Genomic DNA, 19,632 nt, shown 5'->3' with positions numbered 1-19,632 from the left:
ACAATAGCATTTGGAGGATTTGAACATCGCTATTTTTTCTTCTCTTTGTCTTTTCGCCAGAGGTCAAAGATGAAAAGTAAATCCACAATAGAGATAAGGGCGCCAGCCGTTGCTCCTTGAGGAGAAAAGGTCATTTCAATCTTATGCTCTCCACTGGTAATCGGGAAAGAGAGCAGGCTATCCCAAGCTCTGGTGGTTTTCACTTCTTTACCATCCACTTTCACCCTCCAGCCTTCACTGTATGGGATACTGGTCATCATGACAGTGCTGTCGTCTGTGATGTTCACCGTACCTGTCACTTTGGTGTTGGTCCACTCCTCCACCTTCATGTTTTGAGCCAGCCGATCGTTCAAGACACGCTGGATAGCATCATTGTTGGCGCGTATCAACCCAGCACCTGTCATATTCACTTCATCCATAGTAAAGCGGAACTCCAAGACAGTTTCCTGCCCTTCTGTGTTGGAAGTTAACTGCCAGAGTTGCTTTTGGGTGTAGGTTTGCTGGTTGGTAAACCATTTGTTGTTTAGGAGGATAGACACCTGATTTCGAGTCTGGTTAAAATAAACCGGCAGAAGGAAGTAATAGGTGTACCGGCTTTTAGGAACAATCTTATACCGTACGATTGCAGGCTGGTTCTTATCCACTCGATTGTAGAGTGTTTCGCCATTTTCATTGACAGTTTCTTCAACGTTTTCTGTTTCGATAGCTGTGAAACTAAAGGCTTCAAAATATTTCTCGTCCGTTCCAGCCATCGAATTAAGAATGATATTCTGGTTGGCCACCGGATTGTTGCGACCAAACTGAATGCTCTGGGTTACAGAATTGGTCCCAAAAGCCGCTGAGAAAACATTTGGATTTTCATAGACAATGTAACGGTCATCTTCATAGACTGTTTTGGTGTAGTAGGTCGGAATATCAAAACGATGAGAATAGCGACCAAAGTACATTTTTTCTGGATGCTGGTCAACTTCTTCCTGAGTATAATCCTTGCGATCCATATAATAGCGCACACCATAGAGCGCATCTGTCAACTGGGTTCCATTAGCGTACTGAGTCGCCGCATTGACCCCGGCATCTCCCATATAGGCAAAGAGATCCATGGTTGAACGCTCCAAACTAGAGCTAAAGGTCGCAAGCCCTGGATAGGAAATCAAACTCGGTACCGTTTTAGAATAAGCAAAACTACCGCCGATACGATAAAAAGTCGCATCGCTATTCGCCTGAACACTATCAGTAACCCGCTTGACCGAGGTGGTCGCATCGTGAAACTTATAGGCGTCCGCATAGCCCAAGGTGACCTGTGACAGGTAAGCATTGTAGCCCAGCTCTGCCACAGTCATAAGGACCAAGACTGACCAAAACGCCGCTTTAGGCTGCAGGTAAACAAAGAGAAGCACCAAGCCCCAGCTCATCAAGGTCAAAGACAATTGGGTCAAGAAGATTCCTTTTGACAAAAGGAAATAAACCAGAGGAATCGCTGCTAGCAAACTAGCTACCAAGACAAGCCGTAACTTAGAAGGCATGTTTTGTCTGCGCCAAACCAGAAGGGCCAGACTACCAAGTACCAAAACAAGCAAGATTCCCACGAGAACCGGCTGACCTTTCACAAACTCCGTTACAGCCAAGGGTTGTTCAGGTGCCAAATAAGTGTAGTCCTGACCAGACACATACAGACCAGTCAAGGTTAAGACGACTGCACCAACCGCCAAACCAACCAGAGGCATCTTTGTCGCAGCTTTCAAGGCCTGATAAGCTAACAGTACCAAGAAGAAGGAAACAATCCAAGAAAAACGGAAGAAGAAACCGGCCGGGTTCTGTCCCATGTGCCAAATTTTGCTGACAAACTCATTGATAAAGGACAAAAAGAATAGTAGCAGTACAATCCCCGCTCCAATCTTTCGATTGCGGTGCACACTCTTTGTCAAGAAATAAAGAATCGCACCAATAAGAGCTAGAGCTCCCACATAGATGTTCGGTAAGCTTGGACCTGCCGACCAAGAGTTGTTGTCAAAACCGCCGATCATCAGCTTAGACAGGATGTCCAAGGGGTTAATCTGTAAGGCAAAGCTAAAGGTCATTCCTCCATCTACCTGCCCTTTACTATTGAGGAGGTTAACAATAACCGGAGCTAACAGGAAGGTGGTCGCCAAAAAGCCTAAGACAGAGTAGAAAAAAGCCATAAAGAGCGGTCTGAAGTAATTAAGAAGGCACTCCTTTTTATTTTTTCCTTCTGACAGTTTTGGTGTCATGTAGTAACAAGCATAAAGAGCCACAAACAAGCAGATCATATAGCCCATGTAGAATTGCAAAAAGACTGTCAGCGCCAATGTAAGGATATAGCGATAAGGCCTGCCTCCATCAAGCATCTCCTCCAGATTAAGAATAACCAGAGGAAGCATAATCATAGCATCATAAAAAATCGGGTTCATCTGGTAAGATACCAGCATCCCAGACAGGGCATAGGCGGTTGCTAAGACCGGAACCAACCACACCTTGCCAGACAAGCCCTTGTAGCGTCTGATTAAGAGGTGGGCAAAACTCAAACCGATAACCCCATAGCGCAGCCAGATGGTCAAAAAGACTGCTAAACTATAATGCCCCAAAGGCATGATGATATAAAGGATATTAAAAGGACTCAGCAAATAATAGGCTACAACCCCTGTCATCTCTCCGCCTAGTGACTTGGTAAAAGAATAAAGAAATCCCGACCAATCCCCTGACAATAGGCTTTCCTTTAAAAAACCGTAAAAACTGATGTATTGCTGACCAAAGTCGACTGCCATTAGGCTCTTGTTACCAAAGGGATACATGCCCATAAAGAACCAGACGACTAGCATAATCATCATCGGCAAGAAGGCACTGGCCGCATACACACAAGCCTTGCGATGGCCTTTATAAAAAGCCGTCAAAGACTGAACCCAGCCTTGCTCCTGAATTTTCTTTTTCATCTCCATTAACCAACTCCATCTTTTCTAGCTTCGTCAATATTGGTTTCACCAACAATAAAGTGAGGACGGCGCTTGACCTCGTAATAAATTTTGCCGATATACTCACCTAAAACACCGATTGAAATCAACTGGACACCGCCGAATAAGATAATTGCCGCTATGGTTGTAAAGTAACCACTGACCGAATGTCCCGGATCCATAAAGTAGCGAACCAACTCGATAAAAAGGTACACCAAGGCCAAACCAATACTGAACAATCCAAGCTGGATGCAAATACGCAAGGGCTTGTCGTTGAAGGAAATAATCCCCTGAATGGCGTAGTTCATAGACTTTTTAAAACCAAATTTACTTTCACCTTCCTCGCGTACCTGATTTTTATATTGAATGACCTTTTCCTTGAAGCCAATCCACTCGTACAAGCCTTTGTTGAAACGATTGTATTCCGGTAGAGCAAGGAAGGTATCGACCGCCCGACGACTAAGGAGTTTTAGCTCTGACTTGCCATCTGTCAATCGAACATCCATCACCTTGTTGGACACATAGTAAAAGAGATGGGCAAACAGGCTGCCAATCTTAGATTCCCCAGTCCGATCACGCTGACCGCTAACCAAATCGTACCCTTCCTGATAGGCGGCTACAAACTGCGGAATCAGAGATGGTGGATGCTGCAAATCACCATCCATAACCATCACAGCATCTCCTGTCGCATACTTGAAACCTGCTAAAATACCGCCTTCACGACCAAAATTACGACTCAGACTGATGTAGCGAATCCGCTGATCCTGCTCAGCCAACTCTCGCATAATAGCAAGTGTAGCGTCCTTGCTCCCATCATCAATATAAAGCAATTCATAATCATCCAAGGTAGAGCCCAACATAGCCTGCAACTGCTCAGTCATCTTGGCATGGGTTTTTCTTATCATCTTTTCTTCATTGAAAAATGTAATCAATAGGGACAGTTTCATCTCTTCTCTCTTTTCTAAACTAGTAGGTCCTTTTCTAGTATCTTCTATCAGTTTCTATATTTTGCTATCACATTCTATTATATACTTTGCTGGGCATTTATTCAAAAATTGCTGCCCAATATACCCTCTCACTATTATACCTTTTTAAATGATTCTTTTTCAAGCCCCACACATAAAAAAGAGAAAGGATTTCCCCTTTCTCTCATTCACTTTTAAAGGTTATCCACCAGTTTAGGCCCTCTTCTTGTGGAAGTAGAAGCCAAAACCAGACACTAGAAGGATTACCAAACCAAGAAGGGTAGTCCAAATTGTTGAGCTATCACCAGTATTTGGCAAGACTCTCTTCGGTTTAGCCGGCGGTTCTTCAGTCGTTGTAGAAGGAACCGATGGTTCTTCCGTAGTTGTGGTCGTGGTTGTTGTTGACTCTTCAGTGGTTGCTTCTGAAGTGGTCGTTGTAGGCTCTTCAGTAGTGGTTGTGGTTTCTTCTGAAGTAGTTCTGGTTGGCTCTTCAGTGGTTGTGGTTTCTTCTGAAGTGGTCGTGGTTGACTCCTCAGTTGTAGTCACTTCTGAAGTAGTGGTTGTTGGTTCTTCAGTGGTAGTTGACTCTGTAGTGGTTGTGGTTTCCCCTTCAGAAGTGGTTGCTTCCTCGGAGGTAGTTGTCGTTGTTGCTTCAGTAGTCGTTTCTTCCGTGGTTGTTTCGGTAGTCGTTGACTCTGTAGTGGTTTCAACAGTTGTTGTTTCAGTGGTTGTGGTTGTTGTAGTCGGTGCATACTGATCCGTAACCACCAACTTACCATTCTTGTACTCAACGGCGTTGCTGTTGGTGTCAAGAACGGTTACACTGCCATCATAGTTCACTTGGAAGGTGATGTCCGTTACTGCGACATAGCCGTTTGGTGCCGCTTCTTCGTGGAAGACGTACTTGCCTGGTTTCAGGTTAAGCTCTTTAGACTTGCCTGCTTCTGAAGTCCATTCTTCAACCTTGTTCTGTTGCTCGTCGAAGATTTGGATAGCAGCGCCTGCGATTTCTTCACCGCCGAGGTTGACCTTAGAGAAGGTCACTTTCTTAGGTGTTTCGTCGTATTGGTCTGTGATAACCAGTTTGCCATCCTTGTACTCAACGGCGTTGCTGTTAGCATTGAGAACTGTTACACTACCATCGTAGTTAACCTTGAAGGTAATATCTGTTACCGCTACATAGCCGTTTGGTGCGGCTTCTTCGTGGAAGACGTATTCCCCTGGCTCTAGGGTTAATTCCTTAGACTTATCTGCTTCGGAAGTCCAACTTGCTACTTCCGTACCTTGGGTATTGCGGATTTTGATTTCCGCACCTGCGATTTCTTCACCGCCTAGGTTGACTTTAGAGAAGGTTACTTTCTTAGGGGTTGTGTCGTATTGGTCAGTAATCACCAATTTGCCATCCTTATACTCAACGGCATTGCTGTTGGTATCAAGAACGGTCACACTACCGTCATAATTCACTTGGAAAGTGATGTCTGTTACTGCTACATAGCCGTTTGGTGCCGCTTCTTCGTGGAAAGTGTATTCTCCAACAGGGAGATTTAACTCGTGTGACTGACCCTCTACCGAAGTCCATTCAGCCACTGGTGTACCTGTTGCTGTAAGGCCCTTGAAGATTTGAATCTGAGCGCCAGCAATTTCTTGGCCACCAAGGTTAATCTTGCTGAAGACTACTTTCTTTTCAACAGGGGTGTGGCTATTCTTGATGGTAAATCCAGTAGAGGCGTCGCCTGTGATAGTTTTTGTATAATCTGTTGGAACAACTTCATCAACAGTATAGTCAATTTTCACGCCAGCTTTGTAGACGTCTAAATTAGTAAATTCACCCTTCCAGTTGCCATCTTGGTCAACTTGAACATCTTTCCGTGCAACCTCGACGCCATTTGCATTAAGAACTACGGTGATAGTAATTGGGCGAATACCGTCTTGGTCATTGGCATCATCCCATTCTTTTACGAATGAAACTTTGGTTTTTTCGGGGGTATGACAGTTCGTGATGGTGAAGCCAGTTGTAGCATCGCCTTCTGTCTTAATCAATTTGTAACCTGGAACAGCTACTTCTGTGACAGTGTAGGTAATGTTTTGACCAGCAGCATCTGTTTGTGGAAGGTCTGTGAAACTTCCTTGCCATTGAGTTGCTTCTGTCAGTTCGATTGTTTTACCAGCAACTTCTTGACCATTTGCCAAAAGCTTCATAGTGACGGATGTTGGACGCTTACCGTCTTGGTTGTTGCCATCCTGCCAAACTTTCTTAACAGGGATGCTGATCAACTTTTTATTTGTAACGGTCTTTGTGAAGGTCTTGGTAACGGAGTCGAACTCGCCGCCTGTTACCTTGATTTCCTCAGATGATAATTGGTAGCCAGTTGGTGCTTCTACTTCTTTGATAGTGTAGTTACTACGAAGCAGGTTGCTGATGCTGCCTTTACCGTCTTCTCCGGTTACAATCTCACCGATTTTTTTACCAGAAATATCACGATAAACTTCAAACTTAGCCCCTTTCAGCGGCTCGCCTTGCTCGTTAACCTTTTCCAGTTCGATTTTGAAAACAGTTCCTTCAATGGTTGCACCCGCTTGTTGGTAAATTTCACGCTCGTTGTGCACTAAGGTTTTACCATTATCATAGGTGAGTTTACCAGTATTGAGGAAAGGCTCTCCATTCTCGGCGGTGTAGGTCAATGGCATTTCATAGGTAATCTCATAACCATATCCTGCTGGAATGTCGCCAATGTTAAGGCGGAACCATTTCTTACCATCTGGAGTAACACCGGTTTCTGGTGTAATGGCCTGTTCAACGCCGTTTACCATAACTAAGGCATTGCTGGCATTGTAATCCCAGTTACCCTTGCGAACAACTAGTTTGGTAAAGTTAGCGGAGATATCTGTTTCATCATAGTAAACAACATCTTTCATTTCTACCATTGGCTGGTTAACAAGGACGGTGTAACGAAGCGTTTGTCCGTTATCAATAAAGTAACCGTTTTTGAAGAAGGTTACAGGGGCCGCCTTTGGTACGCCAACATAATCCAGTTCGCCAAGGTTGATAATGCGACCTGACCCACCAAAGTCCACATTAAAGGTCATTGGGATCTTGTGAGCAGATACATTACCAAAATGGTCTACAGCCACGTTGACAAAGAAACTTCCTTTGATGTCAGACATGGTTTCTACATTTTTTGAGTAGGTAACCGTTGCTGTTCTATTAACTGAGTCAAAGACCAATTTCCCAAAGTTTTTGCCCTCATACACTAGATCAAGCGCAGGGACGGCTGATGAATAGCGAATTTCAGCCGGTAGTTTGAGAGTGGTCGTATCTCCTTCTTTGACTGAACCATCATTAGGAATGACAAATTTCACGTCAACCTTCATATTGGTCCAAGCACCGATTGAGAATGTGCTACCCGGCCCAGACAACACCTCTTGGGTTCCCATGTGTGTTACCTTTATTTCCGTAATCACATCTCTGGTTGCAGCTTTTGCCTCTGCAGACAAAGAAAAAGCTCCAAAGAGGGAAACCAGGAACAAAAGGGAAGCCAATAGGCCTTTTTTCAATTTCTTCATATTTCCTCCTATAGTTTTGATTATTGCAAATCAGATAGAGCAAACCATCGTATTTGCAACACTGCTACTTAATAGTAACAAAAATGTTCCCCAATCCAAGACGAATCCATGCCGTTCACATACTGCTCATTAACCCCCCGTTTTGTTAATTATCCAGCATATCTACAGTCAATAGGTCGATGCAACTATCTCGTCCAAAGAGTGTTACTCTCAGATAGCCTATAAATTGGGATTCACATTTGGGAACTCCTAAAGGAATGCTTATCCTTAAAAATGAGTTCCACAAATTATTATAGCAAAAATACCTATCAAAGTAAACAAGCCCCCAGCTGTTGTATGTGTCTGAATTTTTGGGAAAGCTCAAAATCCCTTTAAAACCCTAAGAAAGCAGATAGTTTTCACTTACGAAAAAAGACCGAAACAAAGTTTTTTCTTTGCTTCAGTCTTGACGTGATTGTTTGCTTTATGCTACAATACTGTTTGACTGATTAAGCAAAACACTACTTTGTCTTAATCGGTGGTGTAGGAGTTAGCGCTCCTGCACCTTTTTTTGTTTTCTTAATAAAATTATTGTATCACAAACCATACAAAAACACAAGCAAAACATGACGAAAAAGCCCCTAAAAATTTCATTTTTTAGCGGTATTCTATGGTTTATCTGTTAATAAATGTTACTTTGCATGCGTCAGCCATCGACCGTTCTTATGACCAGAACGATAGCGTCTGATATTAGGTGGTTCTATTATCTTCTTGTTGGCCCTTCCTGCGCTAAAACGCTGGTTCTGGTAAGGTTGATAGGATTTGCGCCAATCCCCAAAGAATAACTGTTCTAGTTGGTCTATCCTCTCAAGAAGAATCATCTTAGCCATCTTACAAGCTCCCTTAATCGACCAATACATCCCTCTATGTTTCATGCGATAAGTGATTTTATGATGTTGGCTCTCCATCACACCGACACCCTTATGAGATAAATTTCTTAGTTTAGCTGGCTTGGTATCCTTAAAGTTGCGTATCATCTTCTGTCGGAAGCTATAGTAAGTCTCATACTGTTCTTCTGTCTCAATGAGGGATTCTACCGTATCTAGTACTGTGATGAGTAGAGGTTTCTTGTGAGTTTGGATAGCTTTCTGAGCTAAATTGTATAAGGTTTCTGGATAGGGTTTGAAGAAGGTCTTCAGTTTTTGATTCAGATGGTACTCATCCCAGAAATGTTCATGACGTTTAATACCCAGTGCCTTTTTGATTTCTTGAAAGGTGCGCTTGGTATAGCCTTTCCCGTTATCTGAATTGGTAATAAGGATAGTTTGGTCTGTAATCTCAAAGTGATTATAGAGATAGTCTAGTAACTCTTCCTTAGCTTTCTCGTGATTGGCATGGACAATCTCATATTTATTTTCGAGGATATAGCGGTTCCTTCCTACCTTCTTGGAACCTGTATGAATCAGAAAGTGGGCTAAATCGGTGTTAAAGCGTTCATCTCCAGCTGAGGTTGTTTTGACCATCACACCATCCCCTTCTAGGTAGATTTTATTTGCTTTAATTTTTTCTGGTGCTTGTTCTTCCTCCAGGTAAAAGCGATAGCGCTCTTTTTCTTCCAAGAGTCGTTCGGATACTTTAGTGGCTTTCAATACGGCATCCTTCGTTACTTGGATACGGTATGCATCCCATACTGTTCGACAAACTTCCCTATAGGAGAGTTTTGAGGCATGTTTGGCCATATGAAAGATGAGTTCAGGAGAATAACGCATGTATTTCTTGAGACCTAACCAGTCATCTACTGGATAACGAGTTTGGTGTCCTCTTCGCCAGCGATTTCGTGAGAAGGTGATTTCTCCGAAAGTAAAGAGAATAGTTCGTTCCGTGGCATCGACTCGTTTATAGCCGTTCTTTCGCATAGTTGGAGCGATAGACTCATCATACTCCCTAATTCGTTTTAAGAACTCTTGCTTGCGCCATTCATCCATTTCTTCCACAAAGTGTCGTTCATTAAATGTCATCATGTTATCTATTCTACTGAATTTGAAAATAATTGAAAAATATTTGGAAGAGAAAGAGAAAATGTATTTACAAACTCCATATTTCATGAGATACTGTCCTTATGGTTGTCTTGAATTTAAAAAAATTCTGAGTTAAGCACATATCAAGATAGCCATTGCTCCCTTCGTCTTACGTGGGGAGCTTTTCTTATATCCTCATCAATCATCTACAGATGCATCTAATAAATCCTTGATTTGTTTAAATGCTGATACGTCTCCCTGCAGAGCTTTCTGAAGTATGACAAGAGAGAGTGCCATTTCATTTGTTGGGGCAAGCTCCATATTCAAAAGAAGCGAGATAGCGACCATGCCCCTCTATGATAACATTGTTCTCATCGATGGCAATCGGAACATTATTGCCAAACGATTGTATCGACTCTTTGATTTGTTGAATTTGATAACGTGGATGCTTCTTCGCATTGTTCTCATAAGGGATAATCTCCGATAAGTTGATGCTTTCAATTTTCATATAAGTATTGCTCCTGTTTTAATTTTCTAACCTATACGTCCCATTTTCATTCCGTCTTAATTTAAGATATCGTCAACCTTTTTGAAACATTGGTCTAGTTCTTGCAACAACCACACACATTCATCAAACGTTCGGATACTATATTCTGGAAACTCAACTCGGTAGCGGTGTCTACCAACTCGTCTTTCCAATTCTGACTCTTTTTCTTTAAAATAGTTGACTAGTTCCTCTTCACTCATTGAGACTGGATATGTTTTTAATTCATGCAGTTCGTTCTTCCAATCAAAAGTCACTTTCTCAAAGTAGAATGAAAACGGAAGATAACCAAAGACATTTATCAATGTATTCAAATCAGACAATGAGTTCACATGACACGGATTGTGTCCCCAAGCAATACCAAAATGACTAATTGTCCAATCTGTATGATAAACAGATAGTGTAACCTCGTGATAGATAGCATCTGTCGCATCCTGCAGTACGACATAATAATACCCTGCGAGCTGTTCTTCGTCCCTTACCTTATTTCTTACATACTTCGAGCTATCTTCCACATACTCCACAAAATCTAATTGTATTAGCTTCTCTACTAGTTCTTTCTGTAATGTCTCTTTAAAATAGTGATGTATTTTTCTCATAATAAACCTCTTTCTTTTATAGCCTTGTTTTATCACATACGATGATTATAGACTCAACGTATTTTCTTCTTTTCTGTGGTGTACATGGTCACGTATCTTCTCGTAGGTTTGATAGTTACCGACAATTGACTGAACCTTATCTTGTAAGACTTGTCGTTCCACATTGGTTTCTAAAAGCTGTTTCTCTATCCGTCCTCGATTGAGTTTCAGAGGATCAACTTGATACCGTTCAAATATTTCTTGACCGATGGTTTTTCCTTCTTCAAATGCTAACAATGCACCAGATAACTTATTCAATTTCTCGATCCGTTGTTCTAAAATAGAGAGAGTTCTCTCCGTTTTTTCAAGCTGCTTCATAAATTTAGTTTCTAACTCTTCAAACTGTTCAGGTGCTGTGACCTCGTGTTTGGATAAGAACTCAAATTCCTTAATCAAGTTATCGAGTTTGGAAATATAAGGGTGCTTGTTCAGAATAACTTGACCATTGTTATAAGCCAACTGTTTCATCACTGTATCACCCCTCATATAGCGATTTTTTTCGGACTTCTGTTCATTCATGAAATAAAAGTAGTCCGATTTTTTCAAGAATAATTCAAAGCGACCATCCTCTAATTGATCTACTTTATCAAGAGGAATTTTTATCAGCCCTTTATTATTGACTCCATAAACAACCTCTACATAAATCCCTGATGCAGTTTTCTCTTTGACCTGCCAATCCTCAATCGTTAATCGCATTTCAAAGTCAGCTTCTCGTTCACGAACCATCTTCTCATACTCAGATTGGATCACTTCAATAGAATGGACAACCTTATTTTTTGCAACTCGCTCTGCAATACTATTCAAACTATACTGCCCTTTTTTAGACAAGGCTGCCTCACGAGTGTTTCGTTCTTGACGATGATCAAGCAAACGATAGGTTGCTTCTTTGCCACTAAAATCGACATCCAAATTCATTGCTTTAGCTTTTGCCCTAAAGTCAGAAATAGAGGTGGAATGGTTCAAGAGAAAATCTAAACGTGACTTGATTTCTCGTTTGAAACTAAACTGTCTTCGATATGCACCATAACTAGAATGAGCATTTAATTCATTTTTTCGTTCAATGATTTTAGCTCCGTGTCGGTCTGCATACTTATCTGAAATGTTTTCTAAACTTCTCTTTGTTCCTTTTTGCCATCTGAATTTTTTTAAAGTGGTTAGGTTGGTAGATGAGAAAATGATATGGTTGTGGATATGGCCTTTGTCTACATGAGTTGCCATCACCATCTGATAGTGACCTCCAGTCAACTCTAAAATGGTTTGACGACCAATCTCATGAATTTCCTCTAGCGTTAGTCTATCGTTCGGACTGAATGATTGGATAATATGATGAGCAAGCGTACCTTTTCCTGTTTTTAAATCAGAGCGTTCTTCTCTTCCGAATCGTTGGTCTGAAAGTTTCTTCATCAATATCATTTCAGTTGCTGAATGACTTAGACTTTCCACGTGATGACCAGATGCCAATTGATGACACAAGGTAGATCCATTCGCAATCAATGGGAATAGACTATCCTCCTTTAGTGAGCCTTCCACCGTTTTTGCTTCATCCAAAATATAGTTAATGGATCGATACAGTCGCTCTACATTTTTAATCTGATGTACTTTCGTGTAGACCATCGTATTTTCCTACCTTCATGATATTTTTATCGCTTATATCTGCGAGCAACTCCTCAATCCGTTTCATTTCGTTTAAGAGTGTTATGACTTGTTCAGTTGAAACTTGTTCATCTGTGTTGGCTACTTTTGCGATTTGGTTGATATTGACACCGATTGAGTTAATCTCTTTTCTCAATTCTATCAGCCCATCAAAATTGACGACAACGACTTTTCCAGTTAATGCCATTAGACGTGCATAGTTTGAAAAGTTCTTCAAACCAACAGCTCTCATTCTCGCTTTTATATCTTTATTTTCTTGTTCGTTCACAAAAAATAGTTTTTGAATTGGACGACTGCGCTCTGTCTCTTGTCCCATTTTTTTCGGTTCCTTTCTACCTATTTTCCGACCTACCAGACCGACCTCCTTCCATCTGGCAAGCATAGCACTTGTATATACAATTGCGATTTTTGAAGTTTTTAGCCCTATCCCAATTGTGCCGACTGGCACTTGGGAGAGGACTAACTCTTCAAACTTTTGGGGAAATCCCCAAGCCCCTAGTGCGTGCTGGCGCACGTATCTCTGATGCCCTGCATCAGAAAAGCTCTCCCTCTCGTTTGAGCTGGTTTTTCCAAAATTCGAACTGTTCATCAGATGCTTCTTCCAATAAAGCGATACTGATTTGGTAGTCTTCTACCAAATCAATCTCTTGTTTTGCGAGGGCATCTCGGGTTGTTTTGAGTTCATGAAGCATAGCTTGTCGTGATTTTTCAAATTGTTCTTCTATCGGCTGAAGGACATGTTGGTCATCCAACCGATAAAGATGAGTGGTTAAAATATTATCCAGTGTTTTCATTATTTTGAGTTCCTTTTCTACTGCTGTTGACTTTTTTACTGAGTTCATCGAGAAGGCCTAGCGTTCCTGATTGGGCAGCTTGCCTTCCTGCTTTTTTGACTGTTCTTCCTCTTTTCTTTGTTGCTCGACAAGTGCATGAGATTGTTTTTCAGCTCGAGCGAGACGCTCCTCAAACGATAATTTTTCTATTGGCTTGACGACTTCTTTTGTCTGTTCCAGTTGTTTTTCCAGCTCTCTATCCAACGAATAGATTAGCTGTTGGGCTTCTTTTTGGACGATTTCTAATTGTGCTTCAAGGTCGGTTAACGCTGCCTTATCCTCCGTCCAAGAAGCTAAGTAAGCGAAAGTATAACTTCCTGTATCTAGACCATAATGGTTTGATACGATGTAAGCGACAGACTCCGCTTGTAATTCTGCATGGCTATACTTCAATTCTTTATCCGTCGTTTTTGAGGAATGGAGGTCCGCATGAGCCAGTTCATGATAGATGGTTTTGAGGGTCTGTTGTTCAGACATGCCAGACTTAATGACAATTTTTTGGTCCTTCCGTGAATAGTAGCCATTGGCTTCACCAAGGTTTGCCTCAAACTCGAAACGTAGTCCTTTTGACTGCGCATACTCTTTGGCAGAACGATAGAGTTTGGCATAATTTTCGTGAGTGCCCTCCAATTGATAGATGGGTTTGGGCAGCTCCTTTCCTTCTGTTTGAGAGACATCGAAGACCGGAACGAGTTTAAAAATAGTACGAGTGGCATCGTTCCCCTTGTCATCTTTTAGGATTTCCCCAGTCTCTGGGTCTTTTACTTTTACAACCATCGGAGCGAAAATACGTAGACTCTTTTCTCCCTTTTTGACACTTCTTCCAAAATCTTCTTTCCAACTCTTAAAGGAAGTGACAGCTTGCACATCTGGTTTTTGTGCCTTTAACAACATCATATTTCGATAAGAATAGTGAGGAAAGCGACTCATGGTTTTGAGAAATTCCTTGTACTGTGTGGAATCCAAGTATTGATGAATTCCCTCTTTTAGGTGTTGAGCCAATCCTGCTCGATCTTTTGAAGCTAGTAACTCATTGAGTTTATTTTGGCTACTTGGTTGAGCATAAGAGGATTGGTCAACGGATTCTGGTTTCGTTTTTTCTGACATCTGTCCCTCGAAAGATGGTTGGTTGTGGTAGACCATATCTTCTTCCATATTTGGTTCAGATGATATTGATTGAACCAAGTTTTCTACTACCTGAGCTAGGATTGGTTTAAAGACTTCTCCCCCATCTTTGATATATTCCTGGTTGATAGATAGTTGGTCTAATTGACTGTCTCGGTAGCGATAGACTCCTAGAATGGTCCTCTCCTCCATTGAATCTTCCAACTGTAAAGCTAAGGTTTGACGAAGTTTTAAGAGACTAGCAGGAAAGGTTGTGCCATCGACTGTTCGCATTGCTAGAACCACATCCTCATCTCCAGACCGAATGGCCTTATCCATATCCAACTGTTTCAATTTAGGGACTTCTGACAAATCTCCAAAGTAGAATGAGTCTGATTGGATAATGGCTTCCAGTTCTGGAAGAACCTTAATTTTATCAAAGGCTGCGCCCTTATTCGCAATTAAAATGGAATCAAAATCCCCTTTCCCATTCGCAAAATCCTCGAGGGTTTGGCTGGCAGTTTGGTGCTCACGATAAGGAAAGATACCTGTAAGATGCATGAACTTATCTCGGCCAAACTGGACAGCTAAACTAGAGATACTCCCCCCATCTTTATACAAATAGATGACATGAGAATCTGCGATGGTATCCAAATACCATTGAGCAGTTTGTTGGATGGTTGGTGCATACCGGTTCAATTTGGCAATATCTTTTTGATTGGCTGGATGATAGTACCTCTTTTCAATTGACTTTCCATCATCCTTTGTAGTAAAATGAAGTAAAGGCTGAGGCTCAGTTTGGCTTGGTGACAAGTCATTCAAAGGTTGCGATTCGTTCGCTTCAGGTAGAGGTGCTGCCTCCTGCTTAGCAGGAAAATCCCCGATTGTACCCTCAGCGCTTTTTTCATGCCCTTGAGCTTGCTCGAGGGCATTTTCTTTTTGGTAGGAGACGGCTGTTTGTTCTTGCATCCTCTCACTGATTTGTTTATCCAACTGGTCGATTGCTTGATGCACAGATAAAATCCGTGATGATTCAACTCGTTGAGTATCTAATACTAAGGAAAGACGTCTGGCAAATAATCGATCTAAGTCGGTTGTGATAAACGGTCCGACTACAGTTTCTAATTCAGACGCTAATTTGGGAGGGGATGGAAGTTGTAGCTGTTCCTGTACAGTAGCTGCCATCCTCTCGATCCAATCGAAATAATGTTCTTCTGCTGTTTTTGATGTCTTAGCCCTTGTTTCTTGATAAAGGACTTTATCTGCATTATTATCTTTTTCTGTCAACTGTTGTCTGTGCATCATTTGCTTTTCCGGCATTGTCTTCTCCTTTTTTATACGTTGTAATTGTTCATTCCAGTCGGACTTCTCTTCTCCTTGAACTAGAGGTGGTAAATCTGCCACAAAGCGAATCCCCTTATCCTCTAAACGAGAAAGAAACTTACGACCTGCAGAATCATTATCAACCGCTAATGTAATGACTGATTGATTGTCTACTTGTTTAAAATGCTCACTGCTTTTTGCGAGATTTGCGAGGGCTTTGGGAGTCTTCTTTCGATCCGCCTCATAGACTCTCCCACGTCTGATATATAAAATCTCCATATAATGTCGGCTGAGGACTCCTTCTTTTAATCCATCCATTGCCACTAAACGGACATCATTTAATTCGCTCTTATGGAGCTCGTAGTAGCTCATTAGGTCTATTGGGGCTTCTGCCACGATTAAACGCTTAGGTGTACCAATATCTACATTAAACCCACTTGAACCGTCTGAATGCTTCATGATTTGTTTGAGACGTCCTCTATCGTAAAGCTCTCTGTTTTCCACGATCCCTTGTAAGGAACCACCAATCATTTTTCCTGTGGCATCTAATGTTTTAAATAAGATGATTGGCTCAATGCCTTGTGCGTTCTGATAATTGGTCTGTGCTAATACCCCTTTTTCATCAAAGAAACGAATCGTCTCCTCTGATAAACCCCTTTCGTTTTTTAAGTAATCAACCATCAGGGTCTTGTCCTTACTTTCATAACGTGACAGGTAGTTCGAAAATTCCTTATGGGTATCGTCTAGTGACGTGACCGTCGGAAAAGAACCCGTCTCTACATACTGCTTCGCCTCTTTAAAAGAAACTTCCCTAATCAATCGAACGAGTGCAATAGGATCGCCATACTTATCTCGTGAGTACCAATTAAACCAATTTTTTCGGACATCAATGACAAGAGAATCATGGTCTTTCCATCTATAATAGCGACTATTATCTGGTTTCAGTTCCATTCCTAAGCTTTCTGCAACACCTACAATATTGACTTGTCTTAATTCTTTTACTGTAGCCATTAAAGTCCCCTTTCTAGTTCCTGGCTTTCTACCTTATCTTCCTGAGTCTGTGTTTCTAAGGCGAGTTCTTGAATCGAGGTAAAGCCCATCTGATGGAGTTCATTTAAGACAGCTCTCCCATCTCCAGTCAGTAGCGCTTGGTCCATAAAAACAGGAGTCGCTTCAAAGAATAGCTCAGATAGGTCATCTTTCTCGTATATCTCTTTAATCGGTACCTGGTAGAGCTGAATCACTCTTCCTTGATACAGGGCCTCGACGTGGTGCTTCAGATAATACTCTGCATCTCCTTTTTCTTCCTTTGTAGGGTCGTAGACCATCGCTACCACCTCTCTTGTTCCATCTATACAATCAATGGTCCGTACGAGAAGTGCTTGGTTATTTCTAGCCAATTCTCGGTTGACTTCATTAAGCATTTCTTGGGGGAAGCTGGTGTTTTCTACCTCTTCAAATGGGTGCGTAAGATGAGGAAGTGCTACTTCTAACCAATCCATCAGCTGTTGGTAAGAACTACGCTCATCTTGGTAGTTTGTGAGAAGGGGGCGATGTAAGAACTGTTCTTCATCGACCCAGTTACTTCTATAGTCCGCCACTAGGATCTCTTTTTCATCTTGACTAATACCAATCATGGCATAGTCCATTTCATTCGCAAGTGGTTCTTGTAGGGTATTTGTCAGTATTTTTTCTTTTTCCATTGGTATCCTTTCTATCTATGCGACACTGTCCTTTTTGATATTGTCATCCCATTCCTGAATATCGTGGTTAGCCATATTATAGGTAAACCATGTTGGATCCTTTGGATGATTTGCGAGCAAGTGTGCTCGAGGGTGACTATCTAGGTTGTATTTCTTATCCCTGAATACATTTTGTTTGGAAATAAAGACCAGGGCTTCATCTAGGCCAATACGTGCGACTTCATCAGGAGTGAGAAGGGGGCGACCAATTGTTTGGATGCTTTCACTCGATGAACCTTGTTGGCTATAAGTTTGACTCGTATTGCGTTGATGAATAGTTTGTTTTCCTGAGCGCATAGAGAAGTATTCCATTGTATCTTTGTCATTGGTTCCAAGGTAGAGCAGCGTCCCACAGTTATTGAGAATGGTTTTCCATTCATCTTTATAGGTTGTTTGAATCTGACTGATGGCTTGGACGATGATATCAATAGAGATTTCCCGTGAGCGCAAGGAAGAGAGAGACTCTGTAAAATAGGGAATTCGGTTTAATTGAGCGAACTCATCCATGATGGCTCGTAGATGGATGAGGTTTTCTGGATTGTATATAGGGTGGCGACCTTGTAAGATTTCATCCGCTATATTGGGGAGAATACGAAACATGGTCACAAACAACAAATTAGCTAAGAAGTTATAGGTTTTATCTGTTTCAGGGATGGCAATAAAGACAGCTGTTTTTTCTAATTGCCATTTCTCAATGTCTAGGGTATCCTCTTTCACGATATGTCTCACATCATCATGATCAAAGACCGCAAAGCGAGATGAGGTAATGGCCAAGACAGACATCAGGGTTTGACCCCCAAAGTTTTTCATAAAGAGGGTGAATTGCTTGGAGGCATAGTTATTGGGAAGGAGCTGTTCTAATTCGTCAAACATCAGCTCCACGGGGCTTTTTGTATCCGGATGTTCCCTCTTAAGCATTCGAAGCATATCGGCAATTTGTGCAAGATGAGGGGTCACTTCATGATACTTGGAGCTAAAATAGAGATAGCCAATTAAGGCACGTATCAATAACATCTCCGCCTGCGCCCAGAAGTCTTCCCCCTGGTTATCCGATCGCTTTGTCCCGTGAATAATGGACTCAGCCACCCTGTCAATATCCGTTTCCGTTGTCATATAGTGAAAGACATTGAATTGACAGGTATTCTGTAAGGTTACTAAATCAAACACCTTAATCTTATAGCCTGCTTGTTTTAGTGAATGCCCTACTTCATGGACCAATAAGCCTTTCGGGTCTGTAACGACAAAAGAGCTATTCGTTTGTAAGAGACCAGGCTTTACGAATGCCCGTGTCTTCCAGTCACCCGGCAACCCCGTCACTAAGGTATTCTTATTGACCTGGAATTGATAGGGGAGTCTGGCATTAAACATGCCCATACGTGCATGTTGGGTCAAAATCTTATCATTTTCAGGCTCTTCATCCCGAAAGTTCTTCAACTCTTCCACCGTCGCAAAGCGAGCTGAACCATGTTCTTCTCTTGAACGATACAATCGATTGTCCCCTGACCGAAAGTAGAGAGCGAGCACTCCTAGAAAACTGAGGCTACCTAGACAGAGGGAGAAGACACTAGGGACGGGGTCTAGCAACGGCTGATGAAAGGGGTGGGCTAAGAACCACGCAACTTGTCTCAACCGAAAAGGATCGTAGGAAGAGAGGGATACAGGAGCTAACTCGATGCTTTTCGCTATCCAGTGTCCTATATAAAACGCCACAAGTCCCATGATGATATACGGTTCTAGCAGCCGTTGTGACTTGTTTTTAGCTTGTGTCATTTGGTGACCTCATCTACTTTTTGAGTTACTTTTGAGGCAGCTACTGCTTCTTTCTGGAGTTCTTGTAGAGCTTCTGATTGTTTGGTCGCATCCTTTAAGCGTTCCTCAAAGGATTTCTTAACTGGTGGCTGAGACAAGAGCTTTCCAAAATCTGCGGCTGTTTCTGGATTGGTGGCACGCTCGATGACCTTTTCAAAAGCTGTCTCCATGACGGCATGATGTTTCGTTTCAAACGATAGTTGGGTCAGTCCATCGTCCAGTGTCCTCATAGAAAAGCTAATATCATACATATTCAGCACACTACGCAATTGTTCCAAATTCATCTCTGTTGTACGGAATTCCTTGATTTCTTTAGGGGCATTGGTCGCCATAAAACGATTCCACTTCTGTTCTCCAACCTTGGGGCGGTTCCGATAGAGATCAATAGCCCCCTCTCCTTTTTCCAGCAACAATAATAATCCCTTTACCAGGAATTCTCCGGTCAATTTTCCAGCATGTTTCAACTGGTACATACTTTTTTCTTGTTCCATAAT

At 41.9% G+C, this 19,632-nt stretch carries 12 protein-coding genes and 1 pseudogene; all 13 read right to left on the bottom strand.

Going from position 1 to position 19,632, the window contains the following annotated elements:
* Positions 1-29: 29 nt before the first annotated feature.
* The 13 genes and pseudogenes from pgfM1 to INT76_RS07665 all read right to left on the bottom strand — a co-directional run bounded on the left by pgfM1 (position 30) and on the right by INT76_RS07665 (position 19,629).
* Entirely contained in the window at positions 30-2,948 is a 2,919-nt protein-coding gene (gene pgfM1, locus INT76_RS07725; RefSeq protein WP_212569881.1) for a glycosyltransferase PgfM1, read from the bottom strand.
* A 5-nt stretch (positions 2,949-2,953) separates the two neighbouring features.
* A complete protein-coding gene (pgfS, locus tag INT76_RS07720) occupies positions 2,954-3,913 on the bottom strand; it encodes a glycosyltransferase PgfS (protein ID WP_024383383.1) in 960 nt (319 codons plus the stop codon).
* Between the two features lie 231 nt (positions 3,914-4,144).
* Positions 4,145-7,495 carry a Cna B-type domain-containing protein gene (locus tag INT76_RS07715; protein WP_212569880.1) on the bottom strand — a complete coding sequence of 1,117 codons (3,351 nt, stop codon included), beginning with the start codon at positions 7,493-7,495 and terminating at the stop codon, positions 4,145-4,147.
* A 671-nt stretch (positions 7,496-8,166) separates the two neighbouring features.
* A complete protein-coding gene (locus INT76_RS07710; RefSeq protein WP_428843992.1) occupies positions 8,167-9,492 on the bottom strand; it encodes an ISLre2 family transposase in 1,326 nt (441 codons plus the stop codon).
* 331 nt (positions 9,493-9,823) lie between these two features.
* A pseudogene (locus INT76_RS07705) lies at positions 9,824-10,000 on the bottom strand (ParB N-terminal domain-containing protein); the annotation flags it as partial.
* A gap of 56 nt (positions 10,001-10,056) precedes the next feature.
* Entirely contained in the window at positions 10,057-10,635 is a 579-nt protein-coding gene (locus INT76_RS07700; protein WP_212569878.1) for a hypothetical protein, read from the bottom strand.
* A 45-nt stretch (positions 10,636-10,680) separates the two neighbouring features.
* Positions 10,681-12,288, bottom strand: coding sequence for a relaxase/mobilization nuclease domain-containing protein (locus tag INT76_RS07695; protein WP_212569877.1), 1,608 nt, complete (start codon positions 12,286-12,288; stop codon positions 10,681-10,683).
* Complete coding sequence (locus tag INT76_RS11070; RefSeq protein ID WP_249116141.1) at positions 12,260-12,916, bottom strand: plasmid mobilization protein; 657 nt, start codon at positions 12,914-12,916, stop codon at positions 12,260-12,262. The genes INT76_RS07695 and INT76_RS11070 overlap by 29 nt, the downstream gene beginning before the upstream one ends.
* Positions 12,861-13,169, bottom strand: a complete 309-nt coding sequence (locus INT76_RS07685) for a hypothetical protein (protein ID WP_212569876.1) — start codon at positions 13,167-13,169, stop codon at positions 12,861-12,863. Before INT76_RS07685 ends, INT76_RS11070 begins: the two co-directional genes overlap by 56 nt.
* Before the next feature lie 9 nt (positions 13,170-13,178).
* A complete protein-coding gene (locus INT76_RS07680) occupies positions 13,179-16,598 on the bottom strand; it encodes a PBECR4 domain-containing protein (protein ID WP_212569875.1) in 3,420 nt (1,139 codons plus the stop codon).
* A complete protein-coding gene (locus tag INT76_RS07675) occupies positions 16,598-17,290 on the bottom strand; it encodes a hypothetical protein (protein WP_212569874.1) in 693 nt (230 codons plus the stop codon). The genes INT76_RS07680 and INT76_RS07675 overlap by 1 nt, the downstream gene beginning before the upstream one ends.
* A gap of 15 nt (positions 17,291-17,305) precedes the next feature.
* Positions 17,306-19,099 carry a VirD4-like conjugal transfer protein, CD1115 family gene (locus INT76_RS07670; RefSeq protein WP_212569873.1) on the bottom strand — a complete coding sequence of 598 codons (1,794 nt, stop codon included), beginning with the start codon at positions 19,097-19,099 and terminating at the stop codon, positions 17,306-17,308.
* Positions 19,096-19,629: a DUF3801 domain-containing protein gene (locus tag INT76_RS07665; RefSeq protein WP_212569872.1), complete on the bottom strand. Its 534-nt coding sequence runs from the start codon at positions 19,627-19,629 to the stop codon at positions 19,096-19,098. The genes INT76_RS07670 and INT76_RS07665 overlap by 4 nt, the downstream gene beginning before the upstream one ends.
* Between the last annotated feature and the right edge of the window lie 3 nt (positions 19,630-19,632).

It is taken from the genome of Streptococcus oriscaviae, assembly GCF_018137985.1.
GTDB lineage: Bacteria > Bacillota > Bacilli > Lactobacillales > Streptococcaceae > Streptococcus > Streptococcus oriscaviae.
The sequence above is the reverse complement of the archived record's forward strand: the minus strand, read 5'-3'. Positions and strand labels throughout refer to the sequence as shown.